General features: G+C 34.7%; 13 protein-coding genes and 4 pseudogenes. 12 read left to right on the top strand and 5 right to left on the bottom strand.

Translation table 11 applies throughout. From position 1 onward, the window contains the following. From AC1M87_RS08925 to AC1M87_RS08950, 6 genes are all read left to right on the top strand, one after another. On the top strand, nt 1–940 hold a 940-nt coding region (locus AC1M87_RS08925), incomplete at its 5' end, for a DUF2345 domain-containing protein (protein ID WP_481593498.1). Further along, nucleotides 940–1,896: a DUF4123 domain-containing protein gene (locus tag AC1M87_RS08930; RefSeq protein ID WP_481593499.1), complete on the top strand. Its 957-nt coding sequence runs from the start codon at nt 940–942 to the stop codon at nt 1,894–1,896. The genes AC1M87_RS08925 and AC1M87_RS08930, both read left to right, overlap by 1 nt. Next, a complete protein-coding gene (locus tag AC1M87_RS08935) occupies nt 1,889–4,690 on the top strand; it encodes a T6SS effector BTH_I2691 family protein (protein WP_481593500.1) in 2,802 nt (933 codons plus the stop codon). Before AC1M87_RS08930 ends, AC1M87_RS08935 begins: the two co-directional genes overlap by 8 nt. Beyond that, nucleotides 4,691–5,440, top strand: a complete 750-nt coding sequence (locus AC1M87_RS08940) for a putative type VI secretion system effector (RefSeq protein WP_481593501.1) — start codon at nt 4,691–4,693, stop codon at nt 5,438–5,440. 196 nt (nt 5,441–5,636) lie between these two features. Then, entirely contained in the window at nt 5,637–6,173 is a 537-nt protein-coding gene (locus AC1M87_RS08945; RefSeq protein ID WP_481593502.1) for a putative type VI secretion system effector, read from the top strand. Beyond that, entirely contained in the window at nt 6,173–6,904 is a 732-nt protein-coding gene (locus AC1M87_RS08950) for a putative type VI secretion system effector (protein ID WP_481593503.1), read from the top strand. Before AC1M87_RS08945 ends, AC1M87_RS08950 begins: the two co-directional genes overlap by 1 nt. 26 nt (nt 6,905–6,930) lie before the next feature. Here the strand turns inward: AC1M87_RS08950 and AC1M87_RS08955 are convergent. Further along, nucleotides 6,931–7,053, bottom strand: a pseudogene (locus tag AC1M87_RS08955) (hypothetical protein); the annotation flags it as partial. An 11-nt stretch (nt 7,054–7,064) separates the two neighbouring features. Between AC1M87_RS08955 and AC1M87_RS08960 the strand changes: the two are divergent. The 4 genes and pseudogenes from AC1M87_RS08960 (at nt 7,065) to AC1M87_RS08975 (ending at nt 9,502) form a co-directional block, all read left to right on the top strand. Further along, nucleotides 7,065–7,793: a hypothetical protein gene (locus AC1M87_RS08960; protein WP_481593578.1), complete on the top strand. Its 729-nt coding sequence runs from the start codon at nt 7,065–7,067 to the stop codon at nt 7,791–7,793. A 2-nt stretch (nt 7,794–7,795) separates the two neighbouring features. Beyond that, a pseudogene (locus tag AC1M87_RS08965) lies at nt 7,796–8,526 on the top strand (putative type VI secretion system effector). A 72-nt stretch (nt 8,527–8,598) separates the two neighbouring features. Next, nucleotides 8,599–9,048 carry a hypothetical protein gene (locus tag AC1M87_RS08970; protein ID WP_481593504.1) on the top strand — a complete coding sequence of 150 codons (450 nt, stop codon included), beginning with the start codon at nt 8,599–8,601 and terminating at the stop codon, nt 9,046–9,048. 4 nt (nt 9,049–9,052) lie between these two features. Then, complete coding sequence (locus tag AC1M87_RS08975) at nt 9,053–9,502, top strand: hypothetical protein (RefSeq protein WP_481593505.1); 450 nt, start codon at nt 9,053–9,055, stop codon at nt 9,500–9,502. Nucleotides 9,503–9,706: 204 nt separating this feature from the next. On the opposite strand, the gene AC1M87_RS08980 is transcribed toward AC1M87_RS08975, so the two are convergent. Continuing rightward, on the bottom strand, nt 9,707–10,639 hold the full coding sequence (locus tag AC1M87_RS08980) for an IS5 family transposase (RefSeq protein ID WP_481593506.1): 933 nt from the start codon (nt 10,637–10,639) through the stop codon (nt 9,707–9,709). An 11-nt stretch (nt 10,640–10,650) separates the two neighbouring features. Between AC1M87_RS08980 and AC1M87_RS08985 the strand changes: the two genes are divergently transcribed. Both AC1M87_RS08985 and AC1M87_RS08990 read left to right on the top strand, forming a co-directional pair. Continuing rightward, nucleotides 10,651–11,892 (top strand): hypothetical protein, encoded by a 1,242-nt coding sequence (locus AC1M87_RS08985; protein ID WP_481593507.1) that lies wholly within the window; start codon nt 10,651–10,653, stop codon nt 11,890–11,892. A 10-nt stretch (nt 11,893–11,902) separates the two neighbouring features. Then, entirely contained in the window at nt 11,903–12,991 is a 1,089-nt protein-coding gene (locus tag AC1M87_RS08990; protein ID WP_481593508.1) for a hypothetical protein, read from the top strand. 25 nt (nt 12,992–13,016) lie between these two features. On the opposite strand, the pseudogene AC1M87_RS08995 reads toward AC1M87_RS08990, so the two are convergent. The 3 genes and pseudogenes from AC1M87_RS08995 to AC1M87_RS09005 form a co-directional block, all read right to left on the bottom strand. Further along, nucleotides 13,017–13,109, bottom strand: a pseudogene (locus tag AC1M87_RS08995) (hypothetical protein); the annotation flags it as partial. Between the two features lie 138 nt (nt 13,110–13,247). Next, nucleotides 13,248–14,230: pseudogene (locus tag AC1M87_RS09000) on the bottom strand (formylglycine-generating enzyme family protein). A 177-nt stretch (nt 14,231–14,407) separates the two neighbouring features. Then, a complete protein-coding gene (locus AC1M87_RS09005) occupies nt 14,408–15,823 on the bottom strand; it encodes an efflux transporter outer membrane subunit (RefSeq protein ID WP_481593509.1) in 1,416 nt (471 codons plus the stop codon). Nucleotides 15,824–15,827: the final 4 nt, after the last annotated feature.

A 15,827-nucleotide genomic window follows, 5' to 3' on the forward strand; every position in this document is an offset into this window, starting at 1 on the left:
AAGTAAAGAAGTCCAAGGCGAAGGCTATGGACAACTCCGCTTTGATGACACCACAGGACAAATCTCCACCCAACTGCAAAACACCCACGGGGCGAGCCAACTCAACCTAGGGAATCTCAGTCATCCCAAAGCAACTGCAGAAAGTGAAGGACGCGGTGAAGGTTTCGAACTCAGAACTGACCAATGGGGTGCAGTACGAGCGGGCGAAGGCATACTCATCTCCACCTACAAACAAGAACAAGCCAAAGCAAACCATCTCGATGCAAGCGAAGCCAAACAACAACTCGAAAGTAGCTTAAACAACGCCAAAGCCCTCAGTGAAGTGGCACAAAATCAACAAACTGATCCACTGAGCTTACTCGAAAACCTACAGGGCTATCTCAAGAACTTAGAGAGCGAAGACCAAAGCAAAGCCGCAGCCTTCAAACAAGCGATCATGCTCTTGGCTTCACCAAGTTCAATTGCCATAGAAAGTAACGAAGACATCCACCTCAGTGCAGATGGACAGATCAACCAGATTGCACAAGGAAGCATCAACACCAGCACCCAAGACAGCATCATCGGACATGCCAGCAAAAAGATCAGCTTATTTGCCGCTCAAGAAGGAGCACGACTGTATGCAGGGAAAGGGAAGATTGAGATTCAAGCCCAAGGGGATGGTGCTGACCTGATTGCAAGAAAGGGGGTGCAGATTATTTCCACGGAAGATACGATTTATATCACCAGTCCGAATGAAATTAATCTAACCGCAGGCGGCTCACAAGTAAAATTAAATAGCTCTGGGATATTACCAACGACTGGTGGGAAGTTTGAGGCGAAAGCGGGGCAACATAAGTTTACTTCACCAGCCTCGGTTAATCTTCCTGCATTAAATTTACCTGATTGTTCAGCGAAGCAAGGTCAAGCTGCAGAGTTGGGTTCTGCCAAGGTGATTTTATAATGTTCTCATTAACTAGCGTGGAACAGGATAAGCCTTTCACTATAGAACAAATTGCAAATAATATGCAGAAGGTTTTTGATCAGACACATCGATTGGTGATATTGGTTGATACAACTTTAGAACCAGATACGTTTGACCAGCTCAAGGCTGAAGTAGGCAAGGAGTATATTGTTAATGTACCACTTGCTAAGGGACAAAAAGCTGATAATACGCCTGTGTTCTTTATAGAAATTAAAGAACAAAGTGTTTTTGATAAAGTGAAGCTTCAATTAGTAGAAAGAATAAGTTTACATTATAACTATGATAATAGTGCATATTTGGTTTGTGGCTTCGGTTCATCAAAACTAGATAACGAAACATTAAATGATAGATTTAAAAAAAGCTTAGTATTGAGTGACCAAAAGTCTGAATTTTTGTTTAGATGGTATGACCCGAGAGTATTAATTTATTTAGATGCAATTTTTTCTGAACATCAACTTAATAGCCTATTGGGAATTTTTGATCATTGGCATTTTATACATCCGATAGGGTATTTTGAGTGGATAAAAAAATATAACGAAGTATTTGTTAAAAATAAAATTTATAGTTTGACTGCATCTCAATCACTAGCTTTAGATTTAATCGAAATTAGTAATTTAGTGTTTAAAGAAGCTGTTAATTATCCTGAAATAGACCATTACCTAATACAACCGCAAACTATTTTAGAAAATATTTACCAGGCGTATCAGGCGTATGGAATTAATAATTATACGGATTTATTCACTTACGGTCTGTATGCTGAGTTGTTAGGTAATCAGTTTTTTATACATCCTGAGATTCAAGATTTATTGACAAGATATTGGAATGTTGAACCAGCTAATTATAGTTTTAAAGAAACAATGGAATTTTTAGAAAAAGAAGATTGGATCTCAATCAAACAAGATTTAAAAAAATTAGAGAGTGAAGAATATGTCTAAATTGATATTAGATCAGAAAAAAAAACCAAATACAAATTTGTTTAATCAAAAAAAAATGACGGATGCAGAAGCTAAAGCTAAGATGGAGCAATGGTCTAAAGCTCTAAAAGGTAAGCCAGTTACACTAAAATCGAATGACACTAAAAAAAATTTAGAAAAAGAAGCAAAACAATCTAAAATTTCGACTGTCAATGTCCCTAGCAACAAGCAAAGTGCATCAGCCAGCCAAAATGCCAAAGATTGTCCACACTTTTGTCGTAAACCTGGGTTCACGATACTGCCAGTTCGATATGCTATTGCAACAAATAGTTTAAAAGTGTTACCAAGTAACTTGGGTGAAAATGTCACTAATATTAAACTTAGTAAACATAAATATATCGCAGAGATGATCACTGAAGGATATATTTATTTGTACTTCAAGCGAGCAGGTATTGATGAGTGGAAAGGTTATATCACTAATAAAAAAGGATATCATCAAGAATTTAAAATAGAAGAAAAGCCTCCATTAGTAGCGCGTGACTTTGCATGCCAAAGTTCTGGTCATAGTGCGAAAGCCTCTTTAATTACGGTACCAGAAACTAAACCAAATGAAATTAAGCAAGTTTATATTATTCATACACATGCGCCTTTAACAAAAGCAAAAAGATTAGAGTTTAGTAAAAATGCAGATGCTTTTGTTGCAAAAGGCTATTGGCAGAAAATTGATATTTCACAATGGCGTGGTGGCAGTCAAAATCAAAAACACTGCTTAACGATGAGTAATTTAGTCCATATAAATGAAATTAATAAAACCTTTGGTGCAGAAAAATGGAAATCGATTACAAAATTATTTCAAGAAAAAAATAAAGAATATTGTGCAATTGCACTTTATGATGCGGTAGGAATTACAAAAAAATTAAATGAGAATCGTAATAGAATAGCTTTTAGTAATGTAAATCAATTTTTGCAAAAAAAAGAAGGTAATTTCACCAATAATCATCGGTTACAAACAATGATGCTTGTTGAAAATATGCAGAATATGATTGTAGATAATCATATTTCAGTCAAATCAAAACAAATTATTGATCGAAACACAGATATCTCTAACCATAGTGCATTGGATATGAGAAAAAATTCTGCACTTGAGGCTGCAAAAAAGGCGAATGATAAGGTGCGCATCGCACAGTTAGAACGAGAAATATCAGAGATAAATAAAAATAGAGCAACTAATGAACGAAATGAATTAAATAATATCGCAAGCGCTGGAATGATTAAAGGTGAGAAAGCTTGGAATAAATATCAAAAACAATTAGATATGGATGCATTGAGAGATTTTAAGAACAAATTAAATAAACTTTCTCAAACTAGCTTTAATAGCGCAACACAATACTTTGAAGATCATTATAAATGGATTACTTCAAATAACTTACTCAATAATATTTATTATTTTGATAAAAGTGAAACATTGACTCAAAGTAAGTTGCGAAGTGGTGAGCTTAAAGATTCAAATGGATACTTATTTCATGCAATTATTTATGATCTCATGTATGGCATAACATTCATATCTAAAGGTCAAGATTTAATAAATCAGTGGATGAATAGTAAAAAAGTAGAAAATAGTAATTTATATTTGAGAGCATATTGTTATAACAACACGAAATTAATGGATAATTATAATAAAATTTTTGAATCTACTAGTAGTACAGATACATATCTCGAATGGGGTAAAGAGACTTTTCTGGCTTTTGTTGAAGCAGATAAGGCTTTTGATAGTTGGATAGAAAGTACAGAAGCAAAAAAATTCATACTTAGTCGTGAGTTTAAAGCTCCAGATAAATTTTTCTATTGGATATCTATCGGATTGAATAATGCTTTTAAAACATATTCAGATATAGGTAAGAAAACAATATCTGTGCACAGTATTAAGCTAACTTCTGTTGAGGCTAAAAAAACACATATAGCAAATTTATTGTATTTGAAATCTGGCGATTATGCGCAACATATTAATCGTACAGAACTTATGCACCAGTTGGACTTCAGAAATAGAGTCAAAGCAGCCTTTCCTGCTAGAAAAGACGGTAAATGGGCAAATTATAGAAATACAAAAATTGTAGATATCGAAAATAAAATTCAGCTTTCTATACGAGGCAAAAGTAACGCTGGCAAGAATCGAATTTTGGCTGTTGTCGCTATGTTTGAGGCGTTAAGTTTTTATTATCAATATGGTGCATGGCAAGAAGACGTTAAAGGGGAAGCAGAATTAGCTGTACAGTTAACTGGATCTTTTTTTAATCTTATGGGTGCCTCGCTAGAGCTGGTTGGTGAAAATTTACCCAAGGTCTCTATTGCGGGAAACGCAACAAGATTGGCAGGTGGAAGCTTTGCAACATTGGGTAGTGTGGTAGGTTTAATAATGGATGGAAAAAATATTACTGAAACTAACGATAAAAGCATCTTTATGATTTTAGCTTGTCGAATTGTTGTAAATCTTGGTTTAACAGTCGGGATGGCAACACATCTATTTAGTGTGGCTCTAAATCTAACAGGAAAACAAACGGCAATACATGTGGCTGAGAAAGTTATAAATAATAGAATTCTTACTTTTTTAATTGCAGCGCGAGTAGTGGCTGGTGCCACAGTATTAAATATTCTACTTATTAGTTTAGAATTGGTACTTAAAAAATATTATTTAGATGACTCAATGGAAAACTGGTGTCAAAAATCTGCTTTTCGAAAATTGAACAGTGAAGAAGATGCTTATAAAAATGTAGATGAAGAATTTGATGGTTTTGGTAAAGCAATATTGAGTATTTAAATGACATTATTAAATAAAATCGAAGGTAGCATTAAACGCATTGAAGTAAAAGATAGCGTATTCAATGCTATTGGTGGTGGTGATAATCTGATCACATCCTCTGCAATTTTGAGTGCTGTTAGTGGGAGTGTATCACTAGGAGCACAAACTTTATTTTTAGCTAGTTCCAGTAAATTACGTACTGACACAATTATATTGGAAATAGATGATAAAATTTGTATCGGTCAATTTCATCGAAGTCTATTAGTTGAAAATGAATATGTTATTTGTGTTGTTAGACATATTGAGAAAAATATATATGAAGCTTACTCAATATTAAGCCCAAAATCTGGCATATTATATATGCAAGTCGGTATGGGGGCTGCTGTTGCTCCTTTAAAACGTGCAACAAAAAAAAATATTCATTGGCTCTATGGAGTTTCTACAATTGGTACTTTGTTGATTGTCATATACGGTAGAGGATTAGATTTAGAATTTTTGTATTTGTTAATTCCAGTATTTATTTTATTTTATTTTATTTTATTTTATTTATTTCAATGGGCCATCAAGCCTGTAATAGAGCTATCTAAATTATCTGAAGAAATATTTGAAAAATATGGTTTTCTTAACTCAGATAGTATCTACTTAATGAAAGCACCTTATTTTGACAAGCGAGATAGACGTTCATTAGAATCTGTTTATGAGTATAGGCGAGTGATTCAAGATGACCCATACCCAGAAAACTATGTTGAATCTAAAACAAAAAAATAATGCATAACTTATTTAAATTTGAAGGGCGTATTAATCGCATAGAATTAAGTGACGCAATGCTAGATGCTTTAGGTAATGGTACAGATAGTTTTATTACCTCTTCGGCAATCCTAAGTAGCATGACTGGTAGTGTTTCGCTTGGAGCACAAACGGTTTTTTAGCCAGTAAAAGTAAATTGCTAGTAGATACTATGGTGATGGAAGTTGATGGTAAGGTATTTGTTGGCAAGTTTCACCGAATATATTTGCAAGAAGGTGATTATGTTGTATGTGTTGCAAAAAATATTAGAGACAATATATATGAATTATATTCGGTATTAAGTCCAGAGTCGGGCTTATTGTGTATGCAAGTGGGGATGGGCGGGGCTATCTCTCCTATAAAAAAATCAACTAAGAAAGGCTTTTTTACACTTTACTTTATAACAGCCTTTATTTTTATTCCTTTATTTTTATTATCTTCTTCAATTTCAACTGAAAATATTCTAATTCTTTATTTTTTTACATTGCACTATATCCTTCAATGGGCATCTAAACCAGTTTTTGAGCTATCCGAAGTTTCAGAAGAAGTATTCGATAAATTTGGGTTTAAAAATACTGATGAAATTTATATGTTAACTGCCAGATATAGAGATCCTAATGAAAGAAGATTTCTAGAATCTGTTTATGAATACAGACGTGTGATTCAAGATGATCCATACCCAGAAAACTATGTTAAATCTAAAACAAAAAAATAATGCATAACCTATTTAAATTTGAAGGGCGTATTAATCGCATAGAATTAAGTGACGCAATGCTAGATGCATTGGGTAGCGGCACGGACAGTTTTATTACCTCATCTGCAATACTAAGTGGTATGACAGGGAGTATTTCACTTGGAGCACAAACATTATTTTTAGCAAGTAAAAGTAAATTGCTGGTAGATACCATGGTTATGGAGGTTGATGGAAAGGTATTTGTTGGCAAGTTTCACCGAATATATTTGCAAGAAGGTGATTATGTTGTATGTGTTGCAAAAAACATTAGAAATAATATATATGAATTATATTCGGTATTGAGTCCAGAGTCGGGTTTGTTATACATGCAAGTGGGTATGGGAGCATCCGTAAAACCGGCAAAAAAATCAACAAAGAAGGGATTCTTTTTTCTTTATTTTATAACTGCTAGTTTATTTATACCTTTGTATTTATTCTCAACAGGTTTTACGGTTGAAAATATATTAATATTAATATCGTTTTTTTTCATATTATTATATTTGATAAAATGGGCTATAGTGCCAGCAATGAAATTATCGGAAATTTCTGAAAAAGTTTTTGAAAAATATGATTTTAATGATATAGAAAATATATATTTACTCTCTGCTCGTTATAGGGATAAAAATGAGCGAAGATTTCTAGAATCTGTTTATGAATACAGACGTGTGATTCAAGATGATCCATACCCCGAAAGCTATTTAGACAATAAATAAAAAAAGCCCTTACGGGCTTTTTTTATTCAAGGCAATTGTTGAATCGGACTTCCACCCAAAGCCTGCAATAACGTCACATAAGCATTGTACTGAGTTTGTTTGGCTTGAACCAAACTCAAACGTGCTTCACGAGTAGTACGCTGGGAATCAGAATTTTTCAGTGGCTGCTGCCGTCGATATTCGAACAAAGGTCAATTTAGCGGTCAAATCATCGCCACATATAACTAAGAATCGTATATTGGCAATTGTCGGTATTTTTGAGATGTTGAATTTTTATTTTCAATACGGTGCTTGGCAAAAAGATGTTGAAAATAAACCAGAAATTGCAGCGCAATTGGTTGGTTCTTCGATGTCTTTACTTGCTGTGGCATTTGAGGCTATGGGTGAAAATTTCCATACTCAAGGCAAAGCTGTTGCCTCATCTGCGACAGCCTTTAGAATTTTTGCTGGGATGTTGGGAACAATAGGGGGAGCAATTGGTTTGTATGTCGATGGAAAGACTTTTAAAGAAACTAATTCTAATAGCTTAAAGTTACTATCTCTAGCAAAGTTAGTAGTTAATTTTGCTTTAACTTTAGGGCAAGTTGGGATATTGGCAAGCTCCGTTGCTCCATATGTCGGAAAGGGTATATTAAATCGTGCAGCGCTAAGATTTTCTTCAAATACTGTTGTTGCTGCGCTTGCTGGCGCACGTGTAGTTGCGGGTTTGACTGTGTTTTCAGTTGTGTTGGTGGCTTTAGAGTATGGTCTAAAAAACTATGTACTGGATAATGCATTTGAAGATTGGTGTCAAAAAACACCTTTTAGGAAAGCAAATAGTAAAGAGACGCCTTTTAAAAATGAAGATGAAGAGTACCAAGAGTTTGTAAAAGCGGTAGTGAGTGTGTGAATATGTATGATTTGTTGAAGTTTGAAGGTCGTATTGAAGCGTTAGAAATACATAATGGTGTACTGAATACATTGGGGGGAGCAGGAGATCATCTCATTAAGTCTTCAGCGATTTTAAGTACGGTTGCTGGTAGCGTTTCATTAGGTGCACAAACGGTTTTTTTAACCACGCAAAGCCGTTTACATATCCAAACTGTGGTGATGAACATAGGTGGCAAAGTTTGTGTGGGTCAGTTTCACTGTGCATTGTTAGCAGCAAATGAATATGTCATTTGTATTGCTAAGCAAATTGAACCCAATGTATATGCATTATATTCAGTACTTAGTCCAAAAACAGGTTTACTGCATATGCAAGTCGGAATGGGTGCAGCCGATAAACCTGCATATAAGTCAATGATGAAAGGTGGAGTAGTCTGGTATGCAATTAGTGTTATTGGAGTTTTTTTAATTTTTATATTTAATGGTGATCTTACCCAGAAAATGTTTTTAATTTTAGCTGTAGCTAGTATTTTATTTTTATGTTTATTGTTAAAAATGCATTTAATTCATTACGCCATATGAATGAAAAGTCAGAACAAGTTTTTAAGATGTATGGATTTAAAAATCCAAAAGAGATTTATTTGCTGACGGCTCGACATCAAGATGATAATACAAAATTAATATTAGAATCGGTTTATGAATACCGTAGAGCGATTGATTATGATCCTTACCCTGAAGTTTATATAGCAGAATAAGAAAAGTCGTTATCTCAAAACTTTGCGCTAGTTATACAAAATAGAGAGCTTGCTAAAACTTTAAAAAATATTGTGAATGATAATTCTGGTGTCAGAGGAAAAGATTTTTTAGGTGGTCTTAAACCTGTAGTGCAATCAATGGAACATATTGGAAATGCAACAATAAGTATGAAACTAGGTTTAAAAGTTGTATTTTATTTTTATATCCTTGATTCGGCAACTAAAATATATGGAGCTTACCAGACAGGCGATAGTGAATATACTTTGAAAGTTGCAACTGTTGAAACTTTGAATATTACAGGAGGAGTTGCTGGTGGGGCTTTAGGTGCAATGATTGCTGGTGGTGCGGCTGGTTGGGTTGCAGGATCCAAATTTGGTTTAATTTTAGGTATACCAACTGGAGGTACTAGTGTAGGTGTTGCAGGTGCAATAGGTGCAGCTGTTGGAGCAGTTGCTGGTGGCTTTGCTGGAAACTATGCTGGTACTAATATTGGTAGAGAAATAACAGGTGTATGTGATTAATTTTATGTTAAATAATATAATAGTTACTGATGATAAAGTATTAATTCTAGTTGCTTTAAGTATTTTTTTTTCTGGTATATTAGTTTTTTTAATAGTGATTTATAATAATTTCTATACAAAAGCTAGGTCTGAATATTTTATGAATTTTTTTTATGGTATACAACCTGATGATGCTAATTATAAGTTGTTAAAAAAAGGTGTTAATGTTGCTGTTTATAGTTTTTTTATATTATTTTTTTTGCATTCATTCAAAATGATTAAAAAAGCGGATGATATTTTTCCATCAAGAAAAAAAAACATAAAACCATTTAAGTATTTCCCTAATGTATACATGGAGGATCTCGTGAGTTTTACCAAAAATAATATTGTTTGGTTGAGAATTAATTTTACGGCTTTTGTATTTTTATTTTTTTTAGGGGTGTTTATATTTATATATTTTATAATTAGAAATTAACCATAATTTCTGAAAAAATAATTAAGTTATTTTAAAAAATATTTTTTTAGATTATAAAAGTTAAAGGGTTATAGTGGGTGGGTCTGCAGGTGGGAGTGTAAAATAAAGAATATCTAAAAATGTAGGGATTTGTTGATGTATTTAATAAAGAGGGCTTTGTTGCACAAAGATTTGAAAGGCAAAGCGCCCCTAATTGAGCCAAATTTAAGGCGTAACTTGGGTAAGTGGTCGACCTAATTCCGTAAATCTGTTGAGGACTGCTACACGTGGATGAACCTCATTGACTTGGCTATCAAAGCTCCTTGCACTGAGTTTATCTCCTAATAATTTGATGCAGTGCATCTTAGTCTCAACCAAACTTCGCCGATGATAGCCTGACCATTTTTTCCATAGTGTCCTACCTAAACGTTTAACTGTTCGAAGTAATTCATTTCGCTCTAGCGAGCTACTCTTTTTATCTTTCCATGGTTTCGCATTTTTTCTAGGTGGAATCACCGCATGCGCTTGCCGATCTGCAATGGCCTGACGGCATTGCTTGGTGTCATAAGCTCCATCGGTATAAACAGAGTCAATCTGCTCATCTTGTGGAATCTGATCAAGTAAGTCACCGAGTACCTGTGAATCACTGATATTACTGGTTGTGAGCTGAATAGCACGTATTTGAAGAGTTTCAGCATCTATAGCAATATGTAGCTTACGCCATTGGCGACGATATCTAGGTCCATGTTTCTTGCGTTTCCATTCACCCTCACCTAGAAACTTCAAGCCTGTATAGTCCATGAGTAGATGCAGCCCATCGCTACTTTTTTGGTAGCTGATTGCAATATCAATATGCTTTTGTCTTCTACAAAGCGTACTGTAATCTGGTGCGGTCCAATTTAATCCGCAAAGTTTAATCAGACTTTGCACAAAGCCAGTGACCATACGTAAAGACAGACGAAATAAGGATTTAATCATTAAGCAGCATTGGATGGCTGCGTCGGAGTAGGTTTTATTTCGTCCTTGTTTGCCTTTTGATAGAGCATACCATTGCGTAGTAGGATCAAACCAAATGGCAATATTTCCGCGATTAATGAGTGCTCGGTTATATGCGGGCCAATTGGTTGTGCGGTAGATTTTGTGTGTAGGCTTCTTCATTTGAAAATTATATGGCTGAAGAAGCCCTTAAGAATAGCTTTCTGCAACAAAGCCTTAAAAAACTAAAACCAGATGTTGAAAATAAGTTTAGAGATATACCCTGGGATGGGCTTTGGGGAAGTTTCGCAGGTGCATTTCAAAATACTGTTGAGGGTCATGTTGATAAATTAGGTAGTGGTTTTGCAGTCGTTTTTGGTTCCTTATATATACTGTTAGCTCAAGGTATATTAAATGGATTAAATACAGGTTTAGCCGCAATCAGTTATGCTGGATTGTACAGAGTGAAATTCGAACCATTTATTACAAATAACATCAGAACAAGTAAATTGGCTTCAGTGTTAAGAAAAGAGATGATTCTAGCAGCAGCCAGAGAAAATCCTGCTTTAGCGCAGAGTATTAAAACAGATCCAAGAAATTTAAAATTCATGATTGATCAACATATTTTGGATTTAGCAACAAAAACAAATTTGAAAAAACATGTGGTGAAAAGAAACCTTGTAATTGTAAAAGGAGTTTTTAAGAACGTTACAAGTTTTGAACAAGCTTTAAAAGCGGTGACAGTAGATAATATAGATCTTAAAAATGCAGTCTCAAGTGACTTTGATCTGCAATGGCGTGATAGAGTAAAAACGTCAGTTCAAGAAACTCTAAATAGATCTGCCCCCAATGTAACTAAGATGTTTTTAGCTGGTAGTTCTTTAATCATTGGTGCATTCCAAACTTGGGTTTTTGTAAAGTTATGGGATGATGCCTATGGTGATGAAGTGATGGCGCATGATGCCCAGAATAATAGTTACAGAGCTTATGCCGGTGCGATGGCAGCAATTGCTTCGTTTGCTCAGTTTGGCGATGCACTAAAAAAACAAGCTGGATTTATGAAAACTTCACTTAATCTAAGCGCTAGATTATTAGGTGGGGGAGCTGCTCTTGTTGTTGGAGTCATGGATTTATTAGACGCTACCGATTCTCGTGTAGAAGGTAATTACAAATTAATGACTTTACAATTTATAAATGGAATTCTTGGCTTAGGTTTGAGTTATGCATTATTCAAAGGATTAAGCATTTTGGGAGTTTATGGATTAATTATCGCCGGTATAATGATAGGATTGTCAATTATGATAGCTAAATATAAAGATAATGCACTACAAGATTGGGTGGAAAGGAGCTCGTTTGGGACTCTAAAAAATGATAGATACAAAACTTTAGATCAATTGAAATCCCAATTTGACATTTCACTAAAAGCAATCGCTTAATAGGAATATTATGCTCTATCATAAGCTATATGGTGTTACTACCAAATATCCAAAAGCTCAAAATATAGATCAATCACAGTCGTATTTAATTAACGACTTGCCTAAGGTAGAGCCTGTTGATTATGGTTATATTCGAGAATTAACCAATGATTATATTGAATTTTATGATAAAAGTTTTTATGGAAGAGGCGGAATTGTAGGATTAGGCTTAATCGGCCTATTTTTTATTTTAATGCCACTAACTTATTTAATACCTGATTTATTCACTAAATTTTTACAAGATCAGTATATTTTTATAGTATTATCAGTGTTTATACTTATTGTAGGATTTATATTCATAATATGGTTGATTGGAGTGAAAAATTTTATTTCATTTCGTCAATTTCCCATTAGATTCAATCGAACTTTAAAAAAAGTATATTTCCCTAAAATTGATGATAAAGAGTTTGTTGTTGATTGGTGTGATTTAACTGTGACTGTAGAGAAAATCAATATAAAATCAGATATCGAATATCATGAAATTAAATTTAAGTCTAAAGAAAGTATTGAGCAACCTTTTTATTTGGTTAGAAGAGTGGGTGATGAAAAAGATCTTTTAAAATTTTCATCTTGCTGGCAGTTTGTAATGAATTACATGGAAGGTGAGGAATATAAACATATTAAGAAAAAAAATTATTATTCAAAAGGGTTTGGTATATTTAAAAAATCTTGGTATACATTCTTTGACAATGATTATGTTTTCAAAGAAAATAATATTAATTCGAAATATGAATATGTGATTGATGAGGCTGGAAGTTTAAAAAGAAACAAAATTATTGACTATGCTCGATCTTTCTTTTTCTTTTATTATCTTATTTCATTATTAGGTAATCTATTTATTCATGTGTTTAATAGAAATTATTCTTTTAAAGATGATCATGATGCTCGTGAGGTTGAAGGTGTTAGCTTAAATTCAACTAAATTTGGATTCACTCACTATTTAATATGTATTCTATGCGCCTATATAGGGCTATTGTGCTTTTCTTCGTTTATTGAATTTATTATGCAAACACGAGGTCGTGGGTTTGATAATTATTTGAAATTTTGGAATTTTCTATAATAAAAAGCCCTTACGGGCTTTTTATTTAAGGCAATTGCTGAATCGGACTACCACCCAAAGCTTGCAACAAGGTCACATAAGCATTGTACTGAGTCTGTTTGGTTTGAACCAAAATTAAATGAGTAAGATGCCTAATTAGTTGTCTACTAATTAAATTTCTTTGTTTTACTGTGGTTTCAAAAGCCATAAAACTTGATGGAATCAAACCCGTTTGAGTATCAAGAGTATAACGTTTAAGTTATACTCTTTTTCAAATTTATAAGTTTGCAGCACAACGCACAGAGTTATTTTTATTTAAATCAATTGAGTCTTTGTATTTAGAGTTTTTATAGTATTCGAGATCTTTTGGATCTGCTGTGGGATATAAAGCATGACGACTAATTGTAAGCCCTCCTGACATTTTAATGTTTTGTCCATCATCTGGGTAAGTACTTCGGACTACTTTTTTAGTGCCTGTTTGGGGGCCTTGCGGATTATGTTCAGGAGATTTACTGTAATATTGAGGGTCATACCAATCAAGCATCCATTCATAATTATCGGTAATCATGTCATAAAATCCCATTTTTGTTGGAGGGAATTGTTTTAGGAGAGGTACAACTTCTATAGTCTTATATTTGGATTTAATTTCACTTCTTTGGTCAAAGCTCCAAATGTTTTTACCATTTTCTAATTTTCCATTGTTGGTTGGATACATAATCATTTGACCACGATTACGAGCTGCATATTCCCATTGCGCCTCTGTTGGTAAATCCATTTTTAAATTGAGTTGTTTGCCTAGCCATTGGCAATAATCACGTGCCTGATACCAATTTACGCCAGCAGCAACTTCAGGAATTCGATCTACTTTTGAAAATTCGTCAAAAATGCCAATGGGTTGTTGATTTGTTGCAGCAGTATATATATCAAAATCAGCATAAGTTGCTTTAGTCGCACTCAACTTATAATCTGATAAGGTCACTTTGTGTAATGGTGTTGCATCTCCATCTCCTTCGTAGGGAAGCCCATCTTGACTATGTTGAGGACCAAAGTCGCCCATCATAAAACTTCCACCTTTTACTAAATAAGTTCTCGTTTAGTTTTTTCTAAAAGCTCATTGATTTTCTTTTGTAAATTAGGATCTTGAGAAGTAGGTTGACTTGGTTTATTTAATGGTTCTTTACTAGGTTCAGTGGTTGTTTTTGCACAAGCAGTAAGTGCAAGAGTAGAACATAAAAGAGCAACTAAATTTTGTTTCATCATTTTATTATTCAGCAAATTACAGAGGTTATGAGTATTATCATATTAAAAGTATAGATATGGATAATTTTGGTTTTGTAATATTATGATGATCAAATTTATAGTATTTATATTGTTAGAGTTTGAAATACAACTTGAAAATAGATGAGTTTAAAAAAAGCCCTGACGGGCTTTTTTTATTTAAGGCAATTGCTGAATCGGACTACCGCCCAAAGCCTGCAATAACGTCACATAAGCATTGTACTGCGTCTGTTTAGCCTGAACCAAACTCAAATGTGCTTCACGTGTCGTGCGCTGGGCATCGATCAAATTCTTAAGTGCAATTGCACCATTTTTATAACGGACTTGGGTCAGTTGTTCTGTTTTCTCAGCCAGTTGCACATTACGTTCTTGTAGTGCCACTTGTTTGTCTATTTCATTACGTGCGGATAACGCATTTTCAACATCGGCAAATGCTTTATATAGCGTCTGACGGTATTGAATAATAGACTTTTCATATTCAAGTTCATTGACACGCAAATCACGCTTCATGTCATTCCATTGCAGGAAAGGGAGCGTAAGACCCGCACCCAATATCGCAGCAGGATTCGACAGCACGTTGCTGAGTGACGTGCTTGCGCCTCCTGTGCTAATGCTGCCAGTTAAATTAATCGAAGGATAATAGCTGGCCTTATTGGCATCTTTGTTCGCCAATGCTTTACGTAAACGTAACTCAGCTGCCTGCAAGTCAGGACGACGGGATAAAAGTTCAGCAGGTAAGCCCGATTGAATTTGAGGTAGGGCAGAACGTGGTAAGCGCTGTGGCTCCGCAATATTCAACTGTTGAACAGGTTGATTCAGTAAAACTGCAAGAGCAGTCCGTGTTTCAACTTTTTGCTGTTCGATCTGGCTTAACGTGGCTTTTTGACTTTGAACCGCTTGTTCAGCTGACGTTAAATCAAGACCTGATACCGCCCCAGCTCTATACTGTGTTTGCACTAATTCATAAGTTTTCTGCGTACTCGCTAAATTTTGTTGAGCCACAGATAGGCGTTCATTGAGATATCCCAATTGCCAATACAATTGTGCAGTTGTCGCAATCAGGCTTTGTGCAGTGGCTTGTAAATCCTGCTCTGTCGCAAGCGCTTCCCAACGAGAAGCCTCAGTTTGATTGGCCAATTTACCGAATAAATCCAGCTCATAGCTTAAGCCAGGATAGTTCAGTGAAATACCATTTGAAGAATCACCATCACCATCTAAACTAAAACGATGACCGACCGATGCACCTGCATTGCCAATACGCACACCTTGCTGACTTTCAGATTGCTTGGCTTGAATGCGTGCTTGTTGCAAATTAATCCCAGCAACAGCTAAATCAGTATTACGGGCAATCACTTGTTCAACCAATTGGTTGAGCTGTGCATCACCAAATAATGTCCACCATTGATCATGAAAAGCCTGTTGGTGGATATTTTGGCTGAGTTGTTGGCTGTTTTGAAAGCCCTGTGGAATATCGACTGCAGGAGCTTGATAAGGCGTTTTCACTACAGCCGCACAGCCGACTAAAGAGCCTGTTAATGCTAAGGTCATGAACAGTTTATGAAGTTGATTACGCATAGTT

The organism is Acinetobacter sp. 24-47-62 (assembly GCF_056779765.1).